At 72.0% G+C, this 21,212-nt stretch carries 15 protein-coding genes; 1 reads left to right on the top strand and 14 read right to left on the bottom strand.

Annotated features, from left to right (window positions below; translation table 11 throughout):
- Positions 1-61: 61 nt before the first annotated feature.
- From ACFVWD_RS11675 to ACFVWD_RS11650, 6 genes are all read right to left on the bottom strand, one after another.
- Positions 62-3,160 (bottom strand): alpha-N-acetylglucosaminidase TIM-barrel domain-containing protein, encoded by a 3,099-nt coding sequence (locus ACFVWD_RS11675; protein ID WP_389595361.1) that lies wholly within the window; start codon positions 3,158-3,160, stop codon positions 62-64.
- 285 nt (positions 3,161-3,445) lie between these two features.
- Positions 3,446-4,306 (bottom strand): beta-galactosidase, encoded by an 861-nt coding sequence (locus tag ACFVWD_RS11670; protein ID WP_389595359.1) that lies wholly within the window; start codon positions 4,304-4,306, stop codon positions 3,446-3,448.
- A gap of 30 nt (positions 4,307-4,336) precedes the next feature.
- On the bottom strand, positions 4,337-6,196 hold the full coding sequence (locus ACFVWD_RS11665) for a glycoside hydrolase domain-containing protein (RefSeq protein WP_389595358.1): 1,860 nt from the start codon (positions 6,194-6,196) through the stop codon (positions 4,337-4,339).
- 113 nt (positions 6,197-6,309) lie between these two features.
- Positions 6,310-7,533, bottom strand: a complete 1,224-nt coding sequence (locus ACFVWD_RS11660) for an NEW3 domain-containing protein (RefSeq protein WP_389595356.1) — start codon at positions 7,531-7,533, stop codon at positions 6,310-6,312.
- 66 nt (positions 7,534-7,599) lie between these two features.
- Positions 7,600-9,312 carry a glycoside hydrolase family 31 protein gene (locus tag ACFVWD_RS11655; protein ID WP_389595355.1) on the bottom strand — a complete coding sequence of 571 codons (1,713 nt, stop codon included), beginning with the start codon at positions 9,310-9,312 and terminating at the stop codon, positions 7,600-7,602.
- Positions 9,313-9,566: 254 nt separating this feature from the next.
- A complete protein-coding gene (locus ACFVWD_RS11650) occupies positions 9,567-10,676 on the bottom strand; it encodes a carbohydrate kinase family protein (protein ID WP_389595353.1) in 1,110 nt (369 codons plus the stop codon).
- A gap of 277 nt (positions 10,677-10,953) precedes the next feature.
- On the opposite strand from ACFVWD_RS11650, the gene ACFVWD_RS11645 reads away from it, so the two are divergent.
- Positions 10,954-12,267 (top strand): MFS transporter, encoded by a 1,314-nt coding sequence (locus ACFVWD_RS11645; protein ID WP_389595351.1) that lies wholly within the window; start codon positions 10,954-10,956, stop codon positions 12,265-12,267.
- Between the two features lie 16 nt (positions 12,268-12,283).
- Here ACFVWD_RS11645 and ACFVWD_RS11640 read toward each other — a convergent pair whose 3' ends face one another.
- The 8 genes from ACFVWD_RS11640 to ACFVWD_RS11605 all read right to left on the bottom strand — a co-directional run bounded on the left by ACFVWD_RS11640 (position 12,284) and on the right by ACFVWD_RS11605 (position 21,039).
- Positions 12,284-13,276, bottom strand: a complete 993-nt coding sequence (locus ACFVWD_RS11640) for an adenosine deaminase (RefSeq protein ID WP_389595349.1) — start codon at positions 13,274-13,276, stop codon at positions 12,284-12,286.
- A 69-nt stretch (positions 13,277-13,345) separates the two neighbouring features.
- Positions 13,346-14,251, bottom strand: a complete 906-nt coding sequence (locus ACFVWD_RS11635) for a ribonuclease Z (RefSeq protein ID WP_389595347.1) — start codon at positions 14,249-14,251, stop codon at positions 13,346-13,348.
- 6 nt (positions 14,252-14,257) lie between these two features.
- The gene (locus ACFVWD_RS11630) at positions 14,258-14,611 is read right to left on the bottom strand and encodes a histidine triad nucleotide-binding protein (RefSeq protein WP_389595345.1); all 354 of its coding nucleotides are present in this window, start codon (positions 14,609-14,611) and stop codon (positions 14,258-14,260) included.
- 77 nt (positions 14,612-14,688) lie between these two features.
- Positions 14,689-17,970, bottom strand: a complete 3,282-nt coding sequence (locus ACFVWD_RS11625; RefSeq protein ID WP_389595344.1) for a S41 family peptidase — start codon at positions 17,968-17,970, stop codon at positions 14,689-14,691.
- Positions 17,971-18,015: 45 nt separating this feature from the next.
- Positions 18,016-18,597, bottom strand: a complete 582-nt coding sequence (locus ACFVWD_RS11620; protein WP_389595343.1) for a hypothetical protein — start codon at positions 18,595-18,597, stop codon at positions 18,016-18,018.
- Between the two features lie 111 nt (positions 18,598-18,708).
- Positions 18,709-19,101, bottom strand: a complete 393-nt coding sequence (locus ACFVWD_RS11615; RefSeq protein WP_389595341.1) for a VOC family protein — start codon at positions 19,099-19,101, stop codon at positions 18,709-18,711.
- Positions 19,102-19,213: 112 nt separating this feature from the next.
- Positions 19,214-19,954, bottom strand: a complete 741-nt coding sequence (locus tag ACFVWD_RS11610) for a 16S rRNA (uracil(1498)-N(3))-methyltransferase (protein ID WP_168508607.1) — start codon at positions 19,952-19,954, stop codon at positions 19,214-19,216.
- Positions 19,951-21,039, bottom strand: coding sequence for a nitronate monooxygenase (locus ACFVWD_RS11605; RefSeq protein ID WP_389595339.1), 1,089 nt, complete (start codon positions 21,037-21,039; stop codon positions 19,951-19,953). Before ACFVWD_RS11605 ends, ACFVWD_RS11610 begins: the two co-directional genes overlap by 4 nt.
- Positions 21,040-21,212 lie beyond the last annotated feature (173 nt).

Genomic DNA, 21,212 nt, shown 5'->3' with positions numbered 1-21,212 from the left:
GCGTGGGCCGCACCGGTCGACGCGCTGGTCGACCGGTGCGGCCCACGCACTGGTCCGGCGACTACTCAAGCGCGAGCCCCTTGAACGTGGCCGCTCCCCTTCGGCCCGTCCACCCGTCGGCCGCCGTCATGAACACGCCCACGTCCTGCGCGGCCCCGGCCCCGCCCGGCGTGGCCGTCCCGACCGTGACCCAGGCCGTGCCGTCCATGCTGTATTCACCCGTGTACGCACCGTCGTCGCGGCGCAGCCGCAGATGCGCCGGAGCCGTCGCCGACCCGGCCATGGCGATCGAGTCGAAACGGCCGTCGCCGTCGGCGTCCCAGGTCAGTACACAGCCGTTGGACGGGGTGACGGCGAGGTTCACATAGCCGCCCCCGCCCGGCGTGGCGAGGTCGTCGCGGACGATCAGCCCGGCCCGTGCCCAGCCGCCGGTGGCGTCCTGCGAGAGGACCCGGACCGTGGCCGTCGTCCCGTCACGGTAGGCCCCGGCCCGGTACACCGCGCCGAACTCGTTCGTCCCGCCCCACAGGTCGGCCCCGGCGCCCTCGATCGCGAGCTCGTCGCCGAGCTGCCCGAACACGGCGTCGTTGAAGGAGGCCGTGCGGTAGGGGTCGCGGACCCCGGACGCGGCCAGCAGCCGTACCGGCGCGACCGTCCTGCCTCCGCCCGCGTACGTCGCCCCGACGACCAGCCGGCTGACGAGCTCCCGGGCGTCGCCCGTCAGGCTGATCCCGAAGCGCGCGGTGAACGTCTCGCCGGGGGCGACGGACGCCGTGCTCACGGGGTCGAGCGCGCCGGCCGTCAGGCCTTCGGGCGTCTCGGCGAAGAGCGTCACCGCGGTGGCGGGCGCGAAGCCGTTGCGGTGGGTGAAGGTGACCGTCACCGTCGCGGGCACGCCCTCGGCCACCGCGCCCCGGTCGGCCGCGGCGGTGACGGCGGACTGGTGCGGGGTGGCGGCGAGCAGGTCGCGCACCCGGCGGGCCCGCTCGTACGGGGAGCCCTTCGGCTCGGCCGGGTACCTCTCGTGGCCGTGCGCCCAGCGGTCCTCCAGGGCGAACCAGTCGACGGCCGCGGGGTCCCTCCCCGCGGACAGCGCGTCGAAGTACGTCTTCCAGCGGGTGCGGTACAGGCCGCCGACCAGCCCGGCCCACTCCCGGTTCGCGTAGTCGTGCAGGCCCTCCTCGCTGCCGGCGCGTCCGCCCCAGGTGGTGATGAGCGAGCGCGCGTCGTACTCCAGGCGGTCCCGCTCGGCCGCGTCGGCGCCCCAGGCGCGCGCGTCGGCGAGCCACCGTCCGAGCAGATGCGGGCGCGAGGTGGCCAGCAGGTCGTCGAGCAGGTCCATCCAGCCCAGCCAGGTCCGGGTCAGCTCCCCGAACAGGGCGTGCTCCCCTGTCTCGTACGCGCCCTTGATCTGCGGCAGCAGCACCCGGGTGCGGTTGGACAGGACCTGCCGTGCCACGTCCACGACGTCGTAGCGGTACGCCGAGCTCGCCCTCAACCGCTTCGGTACGACGAGGAGTTCGGTGAGGGCGCGGTCGAAGGTCGTGGTGTCGTAGCGGTCGGCCTCCGGGCCCCAGGCCGCCGCCTTGTTCGCGGTCAGGCTCGGCCGGGCGCCGAACAGACCGTCGGGTGCCTCGCTCCAGGAGTCGGCCCGGGACATGCCGTAGGCGGTGTCGCGGATCGCCTGCCAGGCCGCGGCGGCGTGCGGGTCCGCGCCGCCGTACCGGGAGACGGCGTACGCGGCGAACCAGTCGTCCAGGTCGACGGTGCCGGGTGTCCACGCCAGGTCGGTGAGGAGTGCCAGCGCCGGCGCGTTGTTGTCGGCGGCCTCCGGCATCGCCGCGATCCCGGCCAGGGAGCTGCCCTCCCGGTCCCGCCACCTCGGGTACTGCTCCACCCAGTCCGGGGCGTTGGCGCCGATCGGGGTGTGGCCGCCGAAGTTCCAGATGCTGCCGAAGGCGTAGGGGGTGCCGCCCCAGTCGCTCTCCCGGTCCGTGACGGTGGTGTAGCGGTCCGAGAGGCCGTCCACGATCAGCATGCGGCTCTTGTCGACGGCGTCCAGCAGGGCGGTGGACGGGTTGGTCTGCCAGCCCAGGATCGCCCAGACCGCCCCCGGGTGGGCCCTGCGCAGCGCCGTCTCGACGGCCTTCGCGGCCTCGCCCACCGGTACGTCACCGGGGTTGCCGCCCTCGTGCAGCAGGTCCATCTTGTACATCGTGCTCGCGCCGAACCGCTCCGTCTGGGCCCGGTAGAAGGCGTCGGCGACCTCTCTGAAGGCCGAGGTGCGCGGGTCGAGCCAGTCGGGGCGTTCGAAGCCGCCCCAGGTGCCCTGCGCGACCACGGCCGCGTCGCCGCCGTGCTTCGCCACGAAGCCGTCCGGGACGGTGCCGAAGTAGCCCGGCAGCACCGGGGTCATGCCCAGCTCCCGCACCCGGTCGACGATCTTCCGGGCGAGTTCGGCCCGCCGTTCGAGCAGCCGCCGGGAGACCGGGCCGCCGAAGCCCGACATGTTCTGCAGCAGCCACCAGGGCTGGTGGGCCGGGGCCGGGATCCAGGCGCGCAGTTCCGCGTCGGAGTAGCCGAACCGACGGAACGTGTCGTAGTAGACCGCGTCACCGCCCACGTAGACGAGGACGTCGTTGACGCCGTGCAGCGCCAGTATGTCCAGTTCGTGGCTCCAGGCGTCCCAGTCGCGGTAGGGGCCGGTGTAGCCCTCGTTGGTGTCGTTGAAGGCGAACCGGTGGGGCACGTTCGCCGTCCCCGTGATCTCCTTCGCGGGCGCGGGCAGGGAGCGCGGCAGGTCGAGCTGCTCGCCGGTCCAGGAGACGCAGGCGTGCGCGGTCCGCCGTAGGTACGTGTGGAAACCGGCGAGCAGCACGGCGGGGCTGGTGCCCTCCACCGTGATGCGGCCGACCCGGCCGGTGACCCGGAAGCGGTCGGTCGCGTCCGCGACCGCCCGCAGGGTGATCTGCCGGTGGTGGTCGGGAAGCAGACGCTTGAGCGCCGCCGCGGCGGGAGCGGTGTCGAAGAGGGCGCCGTCGGCCGCGTACGCGCCCTGTGGGCGGGCCGGGAGCGCGGCTCCGCCCAGCGCGACCGCGCCCGCGAGGATCCGTCTGCGGGTGACGCCCGTGCTGCCGAGGTCGCCTCGGTTGTCCTGCATGGAAATCCTTCCGGAAACTCTCAGTGACTGCCAGAAGTCATCGGCTGCTGTCGGCGACTCTCAGTCGATCGTCATCGCGAAGGTGAACGTCACCCCGCCGTAGGTGACGGTGGCGCCCGGGGTCAGTCCCACCGACGCCGGCGCCTCGGCGGACAGGCTGGGGTTGGATCCGTCGATGTTCGCGACCGTGAGGGCGTCGTCGGAGGCGATCCCCGCGTTGTCGAAGGCGCCGCGCAGCGGCCGGGAGGATGAGCGGCACGACGGCCGCCAGGGCGCGGAGCCCCCTCATGACGTACCTCCCGCGCAGGTCAGACGGGCGTCGGCCCAGTCCGCGTGGTCGGCGGAGACGTCGCCGCCGCCGTCCACGGTCAGGTCGAGCCAGCGCGCGCCCGTCACGTCGACGTCGACGGGGGTGCTGCCGTCGGAGCCGTACAGCACGGGGCTGGTGAAGAGGATGCGGCCGTCGGCGACGGCACGGAAGGACACGCTGCCGCCGTCGCCGACCTCGTCGTCCACGCGGGCGGTGGCCGTGAACCAGGTGCAGGCGCCGCCGAGGTAGACGCGGACCTGGCTGTCGGCGTGCACGCCGAGCCCCTTGGCGTAGGTGGTGCCGCCGATGGTCAGGGGGTGTCCGTCACCGGCCGAGATCGGGTTGATCCGGCTCATCCACTCCCGGGCGTCCTTCAGATACGCCTCCTCGGACGTGCGGTTCACGCCCGCGTGCGTCTTGTGCCAGGCCGGGAAGCCGCCGCCGGACACCTCGGCGTTGATGTACGGGCCGGGGCGGGCGATCACGTACAGGCCCGCGCGCTCGGCCTCGTCGAGGAGCCGGTCGACATTGCGGATGCCCTTGAAGTCGTACGAGCCGGCGCTCGTGGAGTGGTATCCCCAGTCGAAGTAGAGGGAGACCGAGTTGAACCCGGCGGCTTTCACCTTCTGCAGTACGTCGCGCCAGGCGTCCGGGCTGGGGAGCCGGAAGTAGTGGAGTTCGGCGCCCCACAGGTACAGCGGCTTCCCGTCGACCTTCACGGCGTACTGGTCGTAGGTGACCGTGTGGGCCTGCGCCACGGCTTGCGGGGGGACCTGTTGGGGGGCCTGCGCGGCCTGGGCGGGCACGGCCGACAGGCACCCGGCGGCGAGCGCCACCGCACAGTGGGGTCCGCAGTCTCGCCCGTCTCATGACGTCAGCTCCTTCACCACGGCCTTGCGGGCCTGCTCGATGTCGGTGAGGTTCTTGGTGCGCCCGTCGAGGTCACGGGTGGCGAGCGACAGCGCCTGCTTCAGGGCGTCGCTGTCCCCACCGGACTTGTCCCTGGCCTGCGCGACCAGCTCGAAGTCCTCGATGCCTTCCTTCAGCTGCTCCCAGCGGATGCTGGACATCGGCCCGTCGGCGCCCGGGTAGACGAGGTACTCGTCGCCCTGCGTGAAGATGTAGACAGGCTGGGAGAAGGGGTCGGCGGTCCAACTGTTGTACGACCAGCGCAGAAAGCCGTCGAGGTTCCGCTGGGCGGCGATCCACGGCAGCATCCGCGACTCCACCGCCGGCGAGTAGCTGAGCGTGTTGGGGTGCGGCGGCCAGCCGTACACGTAGAACGTCGTCTTCTTGCCGGCCTTGCGCCGCTCCTCCGCCTTCTCGGGTGTCATGGCGTCGATGCCGCCCCAGTCGACGGAGAGGTTCGAGGCCATCGGCTCGGTGTTGACGGAGCCGGCAACGGCGATGCGGTCGTCGAAGGCGGGTGCGACCTCGTGGACGAAGTCTTTGACCACCTTCATCGTGTCGGCGGGCCGCTCGTCGAAGGACAGACAGGTGTGGTCGAGCCGCCCCGTGTCTGTCAGGTGCTTTGCGAAGGCGCGCAGGAACTGCCCCCATGCCGTGCGCCACCGCTCCCCGCCGAGGTCGACGTTCTCGGTGACCGCGCTGCCGGTGCGGGTGTCGCGGTAGGTGAGGTGCTCCTGGTCCTGGAACGCCAGCATTGAGTACGCGCCGATGTCCGGGCCGAGCCCGTCGCGCAGGGCCGAGTCGACGTAGCGGTCCCAGCGGGTGAAGTCGAAGGAGAACCGGCTGCCGTCCCAGCTCCAGCCCACCATGCTGGAGTACGGCGTCGCGGTCTGCGACTGCCGGGTTCCGAGCGACCACTGGTGGTGCCAGGGGTTGTCGACGATCGTCGTGTTGATGACCTTCTGGCCACGGCTCGCCAGGTCGCGGTTGTACTTCTCGATGAGTTTCCAGTGCTCCCGCGACCACAGCTTGACGTGGTGCGCCCGCGCGATGGCTTCCGGCTGCGCCCAGACGTCGAGGAAGAAGCGGTAGCCGGAGGGGGCGGGCACGCTCGCGTCGGCGACGTCGATCGTCAGCGGATAGGTGGCCTGCGTGGCCTTGCCCACGTCGACGCGGACGGTGCCCTTGTACGTGCCGGGCTTGGCGCCCCGCGGGATGTGGAAGGTGAACCAGAGCGGCTGGGCCGCGTAGGCGGGGACGTCGACCGATGCGCGCTCCTCCAAGGGGTCCCCGACGACGTCCGGATCGCGGTCGCCGGAGACCTCCTTGGCGGAGCTGACCTGGTCGATGGTGGCGGACCAGTCCATCTCGCTCTTGGAGCGCTGCACGGGGATGTACTTCACGAACCGCACCTGGGTGCTGTCGCCGTCGATCCGCGCGCCGCCCGGTCCGGTCAGATCGCCGACCTTCGCCTGGACGTCGTCGAGGGGCTTTCCGGAGGCGATGGCGAGCTGTGCGGAGACCTGTTCTCCGCGTACGGCGTCCAGGGCCAGTTCCTTGGTGTCCTTGCCCTCGATGGCGGTGATCGGATAGCGCGGGACGCGGACTTCGGCCGAGCCGGCGAAGGAGCCGGTGGGCACCCAGGTGATGGTGTCCCTGGTGCCCATCGCGTCCGCGACCTTCACGGTCAGCCAGGTGGTGGTGGGTTTCTGGTGCGGCTCGTCGCCGGTGGCCGCGACGACGGTCGTGCTCGCGGCGACGACCGCGCCCGCGACGAAGGAGGCGATGAGCGAGGGCATGCGTCGGGTACGGGGCATGGGTCGGTGACCCTTCTGCGGGGAGAGGGGCCCCGGAGGGGAGGCGAGGTTCCCTCCGGGGTTTACGGTTGACGGTGCGTCACGCCAGGTGTGCTTCGAGTGCGTGGGCCGGGTCAGGAACCCGTGACCGAGAAGCCGTCGAAGACGGCCTGGATCCGCTCGCCCGGGTAGTAGGCGTTGACGGCGGAGGCGATCACGCCCGCGTCACCGGTTCCCGAGGCCGACGGGACCGTGGCCGAGCCGACCGTCGACCAGGCGGTACCGTCCTTGCTCGCGTACGCGGTGTACGTGGTGCCGTCGCGCACCAGCCGCAGATACGCCGGGTGGTAGGTCGCTCCGCCGCCCGCCCAGGTGTCGAGCCCGCCGTCGCCGTCGCTGTCGGCCATGAATTCGAGGCCGTACTTGTCCGTCATGACCAGGACCGCGTAGCCGCCCTTCTCGGGCGCGGACAGATCGTTGGCGACGGCGATCCCGGCCTTCCCGGCCGGTGTGACCGCGTCCTGGGACACGATCCGTGCCCGCACGGTGGACTGCTCGCCGAGGACCCCGCTCTCGTACACGGCGCCCTTCTCGTCCTTCCAGCCGGACAGGTCCTGGCCACCCGCCCAGATGGCCAGCTGGTCGCCGGCCTGGGCGAACTGGGCGTCGCCCGCCGTATCGGCGGTGCGGTACGGCGCCGAGACCGTGCCCGGCACCGGCTTCACCTTCACCGGGAGGCTGTCGGAGACCTTCGGACCGCCGTCGTACGTCACCGTCCCGGTGAGGGTGTGGCTGCCCCAGCGGGCGTCGGCGGGCGGGGTGACGGTCCACTTCGTGGTGAGTGCGGCACCCCCGGCGAGCGACTTGGCGCGCGAGGCGGCGGTCGCCTCGGCGTGCCAGCCGTCCGGTACGTCCAGCGCGGCCGTGACGTGCTTCAGCGGCCGGGAACTCCAGTTGACGGCCGTCGTGGTCATCTCGAAGGGCGTGCCGGAGCCGGTCTCCGGCGCGTCCGGGGCGAGCAGCACGGAGGCGGCCGGGGCATCGCTGCCGCGCAGGGCGCGCAGTGCCTTGTCCGCGCCCTTCGCCTTCAGGTTCACGAAGGCGGGGGTGACGCCGAGCGGGGCGCCGTAACCCGTCAGATTCTTCGGGCCGCGGATCACGGTGTCGTGGTTGACGTCGTACCAGACACCGGCCGGGAGGTGCACGGTCCGGGTCGCCCGGTCGCCGAGCTGCGGGGCGGCGAGGACGGCGGGGCCGAGCATCCACTCGTCGGAGACGGTGTAACTCTCCTGGTCCTTCGGGAAGTCGAAGAACAGCGGCCGCATGATCGGGTCACCGGTCTTCAGGGTCTGCCGCACCTGGTCCCAGATGTAGGGCGCGAGGCGTTCGTGCTGCTTGATCGCCGCGCGGTAGAGGTCGACGGTCTACTGGTCATAGGTGACCTTCTGACCGGTCGTCACATCGATGGTGTCGACGGGTGAGGTGGAGGAGTACATCAGCGGCATCAGGGACGCGGACTGCGCCCAGCGGACCAGCACGTCCTTGGTGGGGGCGGGCTGGCCGCCGGAGCCGCCGATCATGTCGGTGGTGACGAAGGGGTAGCCGATCGTGGAGATCGCGAGGTTCTGCGAGACCGAGGCGCGCAGGGACTCCCAGCCGGTGCCCTTGTCGACCTGGCGGGTGACGAACCCGGCCTGGTGGGCGGTGGAGTTCCAGTGCACGCGGATACCTACGCCCTGGAGGTCGAACTCGTCGGCGAGTTCGGTGCCGAGCCGCTGGTAGTCCGTGGGCTTGTACCCGTCGTGCGGGGCGCACTTGTCGTCGAAGAACCTGGTGTCGAACTTCAGCCCGTCGATGCCGTAGTCGCTCATCAGAGCCTTGACCCGGCCCGTGTACCAGGCCTTGGCGTCCGGGTTGGCGAGGTCGATGATCCCGGCGGTGCCGTTCCACCAGGTGACGGTGCAGGGCTTGGAGGTGTCCGCCGCGTCCTTCAGCAAGTAGCCGTGGTCGACGGCGAACTGGTAGTTGTCGGAGTCGAGGTTGATCCACAGGGTCACCCAGAGGCCGAAGTCGAAGCCCAGGTCGTGGATCTTCCGCGCCATGGCCTTCGGGTCGGGGTAGGCCTTGCTGTCGAAGGTCAGGTTCCCGTAGTTCGACTCCCACTTGTCGTCGAGCTGGACGGTGTGGCCCTCAAGCCCGGCGTCGTGCAGATCGGTGGCGTAGTCGAGGACTTTCGCCTGGTCGACGTTGGTGTAGAACTGCGCCCAGGAGTTCCAGACGGGTTTGGCGTACTGCTCGTACGTGGCATCGCTCTTGGCGGGTTTGCCGACGATGCCGACGTAGTCGCGGTAGACCTCCAGTGGTGCGGACTCGACGAAGACGGTGGCCTTGTAGGTGTCCGCGGAATCCACGTCGAAGCGGCCGAGACCGTCCTTGCCCTCGTTGATCGCGACATCCATGACATGCCCGGTGTCCACGCGCAGCCCGGTCGAACGGGACGTGTACCAGAAGGGGTCGACCATGTTGTACGAGGCCGGGCCGAAGGACGGATGGACGACCTCTCCGCTGTCGAGCGGCCAGGGCTGGTCGGTGCCGGGGCCGCCCTGTGCGGTCTCGGCCTCGCCGTGTCCGTACCAGTGCCCGGCCGATGCCAGGTCATAGGCGAGTCCTAACCGGTCGGGCTCGACTCCCTCGACGTCCCAGTCGAGCTGGTAGCGGTCCGAGGCTGGGGTGATCCGGGCCGCGACGGTGGCGCCGTCGGCCGTGGTCGCGGCGGTGAGGGTGAGGACGCCGCTCTTCCAGGACCAGCCGGTCACCTTGGTGGCGTGCTGCCAGGTGTCCCCCGTACGGAAGCGCAGACCGCCGGTGCCACCGTCGGCGGTGGACAGGACGTCGGTGCCGGACCGGCGGGTGACGAGGGTGAGTTGGCCGGTGGCGATGGCGAGGGTGTAGCCGGGGGCGTTCCCGGCGGAGGGGACGGTCAGTGCGATCCCGTCGGCCGACGAGGTCACCTTGGGGCCGCCGCCGCTCGGGTCGGCGGCGGTGGCGGTCTGAGGGGCGAGCAGGGCTGCGGGCAGGGCGAGCGCCGTCGAGAAGACGGCGAGAAGCACCCTGAGTCTTCGTGATGGTGTGCGCACGACGCATGTCCTTCGGCGAGGAGGAACTCATGGGTCCGGGGGTGCGGGTGCGGTGCGAGAGATGGCGCGCGTACGAGAGACGGTGAAGGTGAGATGCAAAATCATGCTCGATTCAGCCGATAATCGAGCACGAAACGTCATCCTGTCAACGACTTCCGACAGGACGGGTTCCGTTCGGAGGCGTGACGTGGGGGTTTTGGGCAGGGTGAAGCAAGGCGGTCAACCACGTTGCCGCGCAGGGAAGTTGAGGTGGATCAGGCCGACCGGCGGAAGCCGATGGTCGGGACCGCCCGCCGCAGCGGCCACGGGCGGGTCACCTCCGGGAGCAGGCTCTCCAGGAAGGCGTACCGGCGCAGCGCGGCCGGTTCCTGGTCGTCGACCGACTGGACCCGGCGCCACCACGCCGCGATCTCGGCCCAGCCGGGCGCCGAGAGGGAGCCGCCGAACTCCTGGACGGAGAGCGCGGCGGTCAGCCCGGCGAAGGCGAGCCGGTCGGCGAGCGGCCAGTCGGCGAGGGTGCCCATCACGAACCCGGCGACGAAGACGTCACCGGCACCGGTGGGATCGAGGGCCTCCACGGCGATCGCGGGGACCTCGGCGGTCTCCCCGGTACGGCCGTCCACGGCGTACGCGCCCTCGGCACCGAGGGTGACGACGGCCAGTGGCACGTGCTCGGTCAGCGCGTGCGCGGCGGCCCGCGGGCAGTCCGCCCCCGTGTACCGCATCGCCTCGTCCGCGTTCGGCAGGAACGCCTCGCAGTACTCCAGGTCCGCGAGCCCTGCCAGGTCCCAGCGCCCGGTGTCGTCCCAGCCGACGTCCGCGAAGATCCGGGTGCCCGCACGCGCGGACTCGGCGATCCAGTGCGCGCGTGTGCCGGGCGTCAGCGAGGCGACGGCGGCCCGCGCGCGGGGGGCGTGTTCCGGCGCCGGCTCCTCCGGCGGCGGCTCGTGCCCGTGGCTGACCATCGTCCGCTCGCCCTCGTACGCCATCGACACGGTGACCGGCGAGTGCCAGTCGGGCACGGTGCGCGACGGGGCGAGGTCGATGCCCTCGCCCTGTTCCAGGGCGTCCCAGCAGTACTCCCCGTAGTGGTCGTCCCCGAAGGCCGCCGCCAGGGAGGTCTTGAGGCCGAGGCGGGCGAGCGCGGTCGCCATGTTGGCGACGCCGCCGGGGCTCGACCCCATCCCGCGGGCCCAGGACTCGGTGCCGCGCACCGGGGCGGTGTCGAGCCCGGTGAAGATGATGTCGAGGAAGACGGTGCCGGTGAGGTAGACATCCCAGGGCGGGTCCTGAGGGGTGCGCAGACCGGCGAGCGGGTCGACGTGTGCCTGGCAGTACGGTCGCTCTCCGTTGGTCTCGATCACGGTGCGCTCCCTGAGGTGGTGCGGATTCAGGCCAGTGTGCACCAAACGGCACACGGCACGGCGCCGGTCGGGGCCGGAACGGACCGGTCGACGGCCGGGTGAAGCCGACTCGCCTACCCCGACCCTCCCACCGCAAACAGAACGTGACCCGGATCACACCGCCCCGCCTACGTCGCGCCCCCACCCGCTTGATACAAATTGCCCGCGCGTTCCTGTCCGTCGACAGCCGCCCAACCCCCCTTATCGAGCCGCTCTTTCGCATGCCCTGGGAACGCCCGTGTCCGCCCGCACCACCACACCCTGGCCCCTCGTCGCCCTTTTCACGGCCGGGTACCTCGCCCCGTACCTGCTCCCGACCACCGTCGGCCGGCTGAGCGCGGGCCTCCCCCTCTCCGCCACCGAGGCCGGTTCCATCGGCAGCGCCCTGCTGCTGAGTTCGGCGACGGCGGGCTTCCTGCTCGCGTCCCGCGTGGACCGCTTCGGCCCCCGCGGGCTCGCCCGCGTCGGCCTGCTCCTGGCCGCCGCCGGCTACGGCACCGCCGCCCTCACGACGACCATCCCCCTGGTCGTCCTGGGTGCGATCGCCGGCGGCCTCGGTTCCGGCACGATCACCACCGTCGCCGCCACCGGGATCGCCGGCCAGCGCGACCCCCACCGCACCACCACCCTGGGTCTGCTGGGCGTCTCCGCCCTCGCGGGCGCGCTGTATCTGACGATCCCCCACTTGGGCCCGGGCCACGGCCACCCCCTCGCCGCGATCGCCGTCACCGCGCTGCTCGTACTGCCCGTGACCCGACGCCTCCCGACGGCCGGGACCCCCGAGGCCCTCCACACCCCCGCCGCCCGCGCCCTCCGCGCCACCGCCGCTCCCCTCCCCCATCGCCGCGCCGGTCTCGTCCTCGCCGCCGCGATGCTCTGCTGGTCCCTCGCCCAGAATTCACTCTGGGGTGTCAGCGGCCGGATCGGTCTGCAGCAGGCGGGGTTGACGGAGGTGACCGTCGGCGCGGTCTTCGCGGTGGCCCTCGGCGCGGGGCTGCTCGGGGTGATCGGCGCGGGCGCACTCGGCCAGCGCCTGGGCCGGGCGCTGCCCATCGGCGCGGGCACGGCCCTGATCGCCGGATGCATCGCACTGAGCGCGGCGGCCACCGACCTGACGTCCTTCGCGACGGGCGAGATCGCCTGGAACACGGTCCACCCGGTCGTGCTCTCCTACGTCATCGGCCTCGCCGCGTCCCTGGACCGGCGCGGCCGGTGGGCGGTCCTGGTCGGTTCCGCCTCCTCGCTCGGCACTGCGTGCGGCCCGCTCGCGGGCAGCCTGCTCTCCGCACGGGTGGGTTACCCGGGGATGGGTGTGATCCTGGCCCTCGGCCTGCTCCTGATCACCGCCCCGATGACCGCCGTGGCCCTGCGCACCCGGCGCACCGCCCCGCTCCCACAGGAGCACCCGGTCGTGGAGATCCCGGCCCAGGAGATCCCGGTCGTGGAGATCCCGCTCGACGCCGTCCCGGCGCCCCGGACGGCGTACGACACGGCAGGACCCCGGCAGGCGACCGCGGGAGCGGCGGCCGGACCGGGGTCCGCAAGCAGGTAGTCCCGCCGGACAGGCCCTAGCCGAACTCGTACGCCTCGACCTCGGCGAGGTAGCGCGCCCGCCGCTCCTCGTCGTGCTCCAGGAAGGACGCCACGAACGAGTTGCGGGCCAGCTCCCGCATCCGCTCCCGGTCCAGTCCGAGCGCCGCGTGCACGGCGTGGAAGGTGTCGCCGATGTACCCGCCGAAGTACGCGGGGTCGTCGGAGTTGACCGTGCACAGCAGCCCGGCGTCCAGCATCGCGGGCAGCGGGTGGTCCTCCAGGACGTCCACGGCGCGCAGCCGTACGTTCGACAGCGGGCAGAGCGTCAGCGGTACCCGGTCCCGTACGAGCCGCTCGACCAGCTCGGGGTCCTCCATACAGCGCAGCCCGTGGTCGATGCGCTCGACGCCGAGTACGTCCAGCGCCTCGGTGATGTACGCCGGCGGCCCCTCCTCGCCCGCGTGGGCGACGCGCCGCAGGCCGAGCGCGGCGGCGGCCTCGTAGACCTCGCGGAACTTGACCGGCGGGTGCCCGACCTCGGCGGAGTCGAGGCCGATGCCGACGATCCGGTCGAGGTAGGGCTTCGCGGCCTCCAGGGTCGCGAGCGCCGACTCGGCGGACTCGTCGCGCAGGAAGCACATGATCAGCTGGGTGGAGACCCCATGTGTCTCCTCGCTGCGGGAGAGCGCGCCGTGCAGCCCCTCGACGACCGTCCCCATGCCGACGCCCCGGGCGATGTGGGCCTGCGGGTCGAAGAAGATCTCCGCGTGCCGTACGCCCTGCGCGGCAGCCCGTGCGAGGTAGGCGTCGGCGAGGTCGGCGAAGTCCTGCTCGGTCCGCAGGACGGCCATGAGCTCGTAGTACAGGTTCAGGAACGACTGGAGGTCGTCGAAGAGATACGCCTTGCGCAGCTCCTCGGTGTCCGCGTACGGGAGCGTGACGCCGTTGCGCGCGGCGAGCTCGAAGGCCAGCTCGGGTTCGAGGGTGCCTTCGATGTGGAGGTGCAGTTCTGCTTTGGGGAGGGGCATCGAAATATCGTACGGGTGTGTACCGACGATCTCGCGCGACGACGCCTCATCGACTCGCGCGACGACGGCTCATCGCCGCTTCGGCACCGGCACCCGCACCAGGTCGTGCGCCACGGTCAGCTCCCCCTCGAACCCGGCGGCCCGGGCCTGCCGCTCGAACTCTCCCGGTTCGGAGTACCGCTGGCTGAAGTGCGTGAGCACGAGATGCCGTACGCCCGCGTCCCGCGCCACCCGGCCCGCCTGACCGGCCGTCAGGTGGCCGTGGTCCACGGCGAGCTGGTGATCCCCGTCCAGGAACGTCGACTCGATGACGAGGAGGTCGCAGCCCTCGGCGAGGGCGTCCACGCCTTCGCACAGCCGTGTGTCCATGACGAACGCGAACCGCTGTCCGCGCCGCACCTCGCTCACGTCGTCGAGCGAGACCCCGCCGAGCGCGCCCTCACGCTGGATCCGTCCGACGTCCGGCCCCTTGATCCCGTGCTCCGCGAGCAGCTCGGGCAGTATCCGCCGGCCGTCCGGCTCGACCAGCCGGTAGCCGAAGGACTCCACGGGGTGGGAGAGCCTGCGGGCCTCCAGGGTGTACGAGGGGGTGGTCACGAGCACCCCGTCCGCCTCGACCGGTGCCTCGGTCAGCTCGACGGTCTCGCGGTAGGCCGTGGCGTATCGCAGCCGGTCGAAGAAGCGCTGCCCGGAGCGCGGGTAGTGCGCGGTCACCTCGTGCGGGACACGGTCGAGGTTGATGCGCTGGATCACCCCGGCGAGGCCGAGTGAGTGATCGCCGTGGAAGTGGGTGACGCAGATGCGGTGCAGGTCGTGCGCGGCGACCCCGGCCCGCAGCATCTGCCGCTGGGTGCCCTCACCGGGGTCGAAGAGCAGGCCCTCCCCGTCCCAGCGCAGCAGATAGCCGTTGTGGTTACGGTGCCGGGTGGGGACCTGGCTGGCGGTGCCGAGGACCACCAGTTCACGTACGGACAAGGTCGGTTACCCCGGCGGCCACTGCATGCCACGACCGCCCAGGAGGTGGGCGTGCGCGTGGAAGACGGTCTGGCCCGCGCCGCCGCCCGTGTTGAACACGATGCGGTAGCTCTCCAGCTTCTCCTCGGACGCCACCTCGCCGGACTCGCGCAGTACGTCCGCGGCGATGGCGGGCTCGGCTGCCGCGAGGGAGGCCACGTCCGGGTGGTGCACCTTGGGGATGACCAGGATGTGCGTGGGCGCCTGGGGGTTTATGTCGCGGAAGGCGACGGTCGTGTCGGTCTCCCGGACGACGTTCGCGGGAACGTGCCCCGCGACGATCTTGCAGAACAGACAATCGTCCTGCGGTTCTCCCGACATACGTGTGCCTCCTCACGCCGTCTGATCATTACGTCCTGCATCGTATCGGCCTCGGTGGGCGCGGGTGGGCGCGCGGATCAGAGCTCGGGCAGCTCCGGTGCCGCCTTCGCCGGGTTCTCCGCGAGCGCGGCCAGCGCGATGCGGATCGCCTCGTCGAGCTGCGCGTCGCGCCCGGCCGCGTGGTCCTGCGGCGTCTGGACGACCTCGACGTCCGGGTCGACACCGTGGTTCTCCACGCCCCACCCGTAACCGTCCAGCCAGAACGCGTACTTGGGCTGGGTGACGAGGGTGCCGTCGACGAGCCGGTACCGGCTGTCGATGCCGACGACCCCGCCCCACGTCCGTGTCCCGACGACCGGCCCGATGCCCAGCGCCTTGATCGCCGCGTTGACGATGTCGCCGTCCGAGCCGGAGAACTCGTTGGCGACGGCGACGACCGGTCCGCGCGGCGCGTCCTCCGGATAGCTGTAGGGCCGCATCCCGCGCGGCAGGTCCCAGCCCACGATCCGCCGCGCGAGCTTCTCCACGACCAACTGGGAGGTGTGGCCGCCGCGGTTCTCCCGGACGTCCACGACCAGCCCCTCCCTGGCCACCTCGATCCGCAGGTCGCGGTGGATCTGGGCCCAGCCGGGCGCCTGCATGTCGGGCACGTGGAGATAGCCGAGTCTGCCGCCCGACTGTTCATGGACATAGGCGCGCCGGTCCGCCACCCAGGCGTGGTAGCGCAGCGGCTCCTCGTCTGCGAGCGGGACGACGACGGCGTGCCGCGGATCGCCGCCGCCCGACGGGGAGACGGTCAGCTCGACCGGCTTGCCCGCGGTGCCGACGAGCAGCGGCCCGGGTCCGGCCACCGGGTCCACCGGCTGCCCGGCGACCGCGACGATCGCGTCCCCCGCGCGCACCGCGACGCCGGGCGCGGCGAGCGGCGCCCGGGCGTCCGGGTCGGAGGTCTCCGAGGGGAGGATCCGGTCGATGCGCCAACTGCCGTCCTCGTGACGGGAGATGTCCGCCCCGAGCAGACCCTGCGCCCGGTCGCCGCCGCCCCAGCCGCCGCGCGGGGTGACGTACGCGTGCGAGGTGCCGAGCTCGCCCTGCACCTCCCACAGCAGGTCGACGAGGTCGTCGTGGGTGGCGACCCGTTCGAGCACCGGCCGGTAGCGGTCCAGCACGCCTTCCCAGTCGACCCCGCCCAGGTCGGGCCGCCAGAAGTTGTCGCGCATGAGGCGGCCGGTCTCGTCGTACATCTGCCGCCACTCGGCGGCCGGGTCGACGGTCTGGCGGACCCGGGAGAGGTCGACGGTGATGTTCGTGTCGCTCTCGTCGTCGTTCGAGGCGCGGCGGTCGCTGGGGACGACCTTGAGCTTGCCGTCGGTCCACAGCAGGACGCGTTTGCCGTCGCCGCTGACGGCGAAGTGCTCGGCGTCGGCGGCAAGGTGTTCGACGCGCTGCTGGGCGAGGTCGTACCGCTCCAGTTCGGTCTTCGGGTCCGGGTCGTCCGGGGTGGCGCGGGAGGCGCCGAGGACTCCGACGACCGGGTGGCGCAGCCACAGCAGCCCGTCCTTGGCGGCGCGCAGGGTCGAGTAGCGGGCCGCCTCGACGGGGAACGGGACGATCCGGTCGGCGAGTCCGTCGAGGTCGATACGGGTGGTGGGGGCGCCCTCGCTGTCGGGCGTCTCGTCCTTGTCCGGTGCCTCGAAGGGGCGGCCGTGGCGCTGCGGTCCGAAGGGGGACGGGGTGGTCGCGGCCAGGGTGATCAGATGCGGCCGGGAGCCCCCGACGAACGCGAGGTCGAAGACGTGTTCGTCGTAGACGGGGTCGAAGGAGCGGGCCGAGAGGAAGCCGAGGTGCTTGCCGTCGAGGGTGAACGCGGGCGCGTAGTCGCGGAAGCGAAGCGGGGTGGCCTCGGTCACCGACAGGTCGGCGGTGTTGGCCAGCTTGAGCTGACGCAGCGGGCGCGGGCCGGGGTGCGACCAGGCGAGCCAGGCGGAGTCCGGCGAGAAGACGAGCCCGGATACCTCGCCGTCCTCGCTCCGGTCGACCTCCCGCACCTCTCCGGTCTCCCGCTCGACGAGCAGCACCCGTCCGTCGTGCGAGGCGACGGCGGCGCGGCTGCCGTCGGGTGCCATGGCGAGCCCGAGGACCCGTCCCAGCTGTCCGGCGGCGAGCCGGCGCGGGGTCGCTCCGGGCGCCAGACCGGTCGCCGGGGCGAACTCCAGCGCGTCGTCGCCCGCCGCGTCCGTCACCCACACCACGTACTCCTCGCCCTCCACCCGGAAGGCACGGGGCAGCCGGGCGCGCACACCGGGCCGGGCGGCGAGCGCGCGGGCCGGTCCGGAGCGGTGGGTGACCCAGTGGACGGCGCCGCGCACGGAGACCGCGCTGCCGCGTCCGGTGTGGTCGGGGGCGGCGGCCGAGAACCAGCGGGAGGCGCTCACGAGGTGCGGCTGCTGGTCGACGCGCTGTCCGCCGAGCCGCAGGTCGAGCCGGCGCGGCTCGGCGCCGTCCAGGTCGTCGAGGAGCCACAGTTCACCGGCGGACGCGTACACGACCCGGGCGCCGTCGGTCGCCGCGTGCCGGGCGTAGAAGCCTCCCCCACTCTCGGCTTCGCTCGAGCGGGAGGTGCCCCCACCCGGCGTGTGGCGGCGCAGATCGGATCCGTCGGCGAGGGAGGAGTAGAGCGCTCCGACACCCTCGTGGTCGGACAGGAAGGCGACGCGTTCCCCCACCCACAGGGGGTATTCGAGGTTCCCGTCCAGGTCCTCGTGCAGCCGTACGAACTCGCCGGTCCCCGCCCCGTCGCCGCCGTCCCTGTCGATCCACAACTTGCCGGCCGTACCGCCCCGGTACCGCTTCCACCAAGCGGCCTCGCGCCCCATGGGAGCGGACAGCAGCAGCACACCCGGATCGCCGTACACCACATCGCCGACCGGCCCGTACGGGAGGGTGGTCGCGGGTCCGCCGTCGAGCGGGACGGCCCGGGCCCAGCTGCGGCGCAGGCTGGCCTGGCCCTGGGTGCTGAGCGCGAGCACGCGCCCGTCCGGGGTCCAGCCGCGCACCTGGGTCTTCGAACTCCCCCAGTACGTCAGCCGCGTGGCCGGTCCGCCCTCCAGGGGCGCGGCGTACACCTCGGGCGCTCCGTCGCGCGTCGACGTCCAGGCGACGGTCGTACCGTCCGGGGAGATGCGGGGGTGGTTCACCGGCATGTTGTCGGCGCTGACCCGCCAGGCGCGACCGCCGCCGTCGAGCGGGGCGACCCAGACGTCGTCCTCGGCGGTGAAGGCGACCAGCTCGCCGTGCAGATGCGGAAACCGGAGATACGCGGGCAATGCCGATGACGCGGACGATGCAGACTGAGTCACCCGATCACCCTATGCAGCGACGGCTCCGACCGACAGGGGTTTGGATCACTTGCCCTGGGCGGGCCAGCAGGTGGGATCGCCCTTGCACCACATGGTCTTCGTCACGGTGACGGTGGTGGTGGGGCCCGGGCGCCGGTAGGTGGGCGCGTTGTAGGTGGGGGGCGTGTACGAGGGCGTGCTCGGGGCGTTGCAGTTGCCCAGTACGTTCACGTGGAACCACTGCTTGCCGCCGACCTTGGCCGTCAGGTCCCCGCGGACACACTTGCCCTCGACCTCACGGGTGACCTTCCCGGTGATGGTGATCTCCCGCCGGTCCTTGGTCTGCCCCCGGCAGTCCACCTCCACCACGGAGGGCGTGGAACTCGAGGCCGACGGTGTGTGCCCCGGGGTGTAGGCCTTGTTCCCGCCGCCGTACGACCCGGTGCAGCTCAGGTACTGCACGTCGACATGCTGCCGCTGGAGCTCCGCGGTTCCGGCCCGGTCGGTCGTGTATGCCACCGCGGAGGCGCTCAGGCCACCGACCGGTTCGCACGCGGCCACCCCGAAGGCGCTCACCACGGCGAGCCCGGCGACCATCGGTCCCCGACGACCCGTCACCAGTCGCGTCACCACTCGTCGAATACGCATCAATGCCCCCATAGACGGCAGAGTGCCACTGTCCCGGGCGTCGCGGTAGACCCCATACGGCCACTACACACCCGCGTGCGTCCCCGTCGAACACATATGCGTGAAACTGTGTCAGGTCCGCAGGAGGAGCCACTCCTGAAGTTCCACCAGGTTGCCCTCGGGGTCCTTGAGGTGGGCGACCCGCATCCGGTCCGTCATGAAGTCCGGGCCGTGCACGAGGACGGCACCGCGCGAGGTGATGGCCTCGCAGTAGGAGTCCAGGTCATCGACGCGCAGGACCACCAGGGAGCGGTGGCCGCTCGCCAAATCGCCCAGTTCACCCAGTATCCGGGCCATCATCGCGCGGTCCTGGAGCGCGATGCCCGCCGAACCGACGGTGGGACTGAACTTCTCGTACGGCCCTTCGGTCGCGCCCGACTGGGGCTTGAGGCCGAGAACCTCCGCGTAGAAGCGGTAGCAGACCGGGAAGTCCGAGACGAGCAACCGTACTTGGGCGAGTTCCAAGGCGTCCCCCCGTGGGTGGGCGTGGCTTGCGGGCGTGCGTGTCGTGGTCGGCGCGCGTGTCGTACTTGTCGTGGTCGGCACGCGTGTCGTGGTTGGCGTGGTCGGCGTGGATTCAGGACCAGCGGCCGGTGCGCCCGAGCAGCAGCGCGGTCGCCGCGGTCCCGGCGGTCGAGGTACGCAGCACGCTACGCCCGAGCCGGTACGCCTTGGCACCCGACTCCGCGAAGAGCGCCAGCTCCTCGGGAGAGACGCCTCCTTCCGGGCCGATCACGAGCACGATCTCGCCCCGCTCGGGCAGTTCGGCCGTGGCCAGGGGTTCGGCGCCGCTCTCGTGCAGAACGGCCGCGAAGTCGGCTTTGGCGAGAAGTGCCGCAACCTGCTTGGTCGTCGCCGCGTCCGCGACCTCCGGGAAACGCACCCGGCGCGACTGCTTGCCGGCCTCCCGGGCCGTGGCCCGCCACTTGGCGAGCGCCTTCAGACCCCGCTCGCCCTTCCACTGGGTGATGCAGCGGGAGGCAGCCCAGGGGACGATCGCGTCGACGCCGGTCTCGGTCATGGTCTCGACGGCCAGCTCGCCCCGGTCGCCCTTGGGAAGCGCCTGGACGACGGTGACACGGGGCTCCTCCACCGGCTCCTCGGCCACGGAGTCCATCTGGACGATCAGACGGTCCTTGCCCTCGGTGGCGACGACCACGCACTGGGCCCAGCGCCCGGCCCCGTCCGTGAGGACGACGTCCTCGCCGGGGTTCAGCCGCTTCACGGAGACGGCGTGCCGCCCCTCCGAGCCGTCGAGGACATGCCGTCCGGCGCCGTCCGCGTCGAAGTGCTCGACCACGAACACCGGTGCCGTCATCGGACCTCACCCCCCGCTTCCCCGGCGGCCGACAACGCTGTCCTGGCCGCCTCGAGCTCCGCGCTCAGCACCTCCACCAGCTGCCCGGCGGGCAGCTCGCGCGCCATGCGGTGCCCCTGCCCCGCCCACAGCGCCATGCCCTGCGCGTCGCCCGCCTTGGCGGCCGCCTTGCGCAGCGGGGAGGTGAGGTGGTGGACCTCGGGGTACGCGGCGGGAGCGTACGGGCCGTGCTCGCGCATGAAGCGGTTCACCAGGCCGCGCGCCGGCCGCCCGGAGAACGCGCGCGTCAGCTCCGTCCGCACGAACAGCGGGTTGGTCAGCGCCTGCTTGTGCACGGCGTTGGCACCGGACTCCGGGGTGGCGAGGAACGCGGTACCGAGCTGTGCCGCGTTCGCGCCCGCGGCGAGCACCGCGGCGATCTGGCTGCCGCGCATGATGCCGCCGGCGGCGATGATCGGGATGTCCACGGTCTCGCGGACCTGCGCGATCAGCGACAGCAGCCCGATACCCGTACCGTCCGTCTCCGGGTTGTCGCGGTGGGTGCCCTGGTGGCCGCCCGCCTCCACACCCTGCGCGATGACCGCGTCGGCACCGGCCCGCTGGACGGCGAGGGCCTCCTCGGCCGTGGTCGCGGTGATCACGGTGAGTGTGCCGGCGCGGCGCAGGGAGTCCAGGACGTCGGGGCTCGGGATGCCGAAGTGGAACGAGACCACCGGCACCGGGTTGTCGTGGAGGACGGCGAGCTTGGCGTCGTAGCCGTCGTCACGGCCGCTGTCCGGTTCACCGAGTTCGGTCTCGTACCAGGAGGACTCGCCCGCGAGCTGGTGGGCGTAGACCTCGACCGCGGCGGGGTCCGCGTACTCGGGCTGCGGCATGAACAGATTGACCCCGAAGGGGCGGCCCGTGAGCCCGCGCAACTGCTTGATCTCCTGGTACATGCCGTCGGCGGTCTTGTACCCGGCGGCGAGGAACCCGAGCCCGCCCGCCTCGGACACGGCGGCCGCGAGATCCGGGACGGAGATGCCGCCCGCCATGGGGGCCTGCACGATCGGGTGAGGGAAGAGATCGGTCAGTGCGGTGGACATGACGGCATGTTGTCACGTCCTCCGAACAAGTCCGAATCGGGCCTTCCGCCTGGCATAGGCCACCGGGATGGCCGGTCGAGCGCCCCCGGAGGGGGGCGGGGCCGGGTCATATTCGGCTACGCCCCCGGGGCGCGCCCCAGCCCCCCCCACCCCCCGCCCCAGAACCCCCACGG

It is taken from the genome of Streptomyces sp. NPDC058086, assembly GCF_042885015.1.
Lineage (GTDB): Bacteria > Actinomycetota > Actinomycetes > Streptomycetales > Streptomycetaceae > Streptomyces.
This window is presented reverse-complemented; position numbering and strand designations above follow the sequence as displayed.

Coding starts and splice junctions, on each gene's coding strand:
- ACFVWD_RS11675 (WP_389595361.1), bottom strand. CDS start 3,160: ATGCAGGACAACCGAGGCGACCTCGGCAGCACGGGCGTCACCCGCAGA.
- ACFVWD_RS11665 (WP_389595358.1), bottom strand. CDS start 6,196: ATGCCCCGTACCCGACGCATGCCCTCGCTCATCGCCTCCTTCGTCGCG.
- ACFVWD_RS11640 (WP_389595349.1), bottom strand. CDS start 13,276: ATGCCCCTCCCCAAAGCAGAACTGCACCTCCACATCGAAGGCACCCTC.
- ACFVWD_RS11630 (WP_389595345.1), bottom strand. CDS start 14,611: ATGTCGGGAGAACCGCAGGACGATTGTCTGTTCTGCAAGATCGTCGCG.
- ACFVWD_RS11620 (WP_389595343.1), bottom strand. CDS start 18,597: ATGCGTATTCGACGAGTGGTGACGCGACTGGTGACGGGTCGTCGGGGA.
- ACFVWD_RS11610 (WP_168508607.1), bottom strand. CDS start 19,954: ATGACGGCACCGGTGTTCGTGGTCGAGCACTTCGACGCGGACGGCGCC.
- ACFVWD_RS11605 (WP_389595339.1), bottom strand. CDS start 21,039: ATGTCCACCGCACTGACCGATCTCTTCCCTCACCCGATCGTGCAGGCC.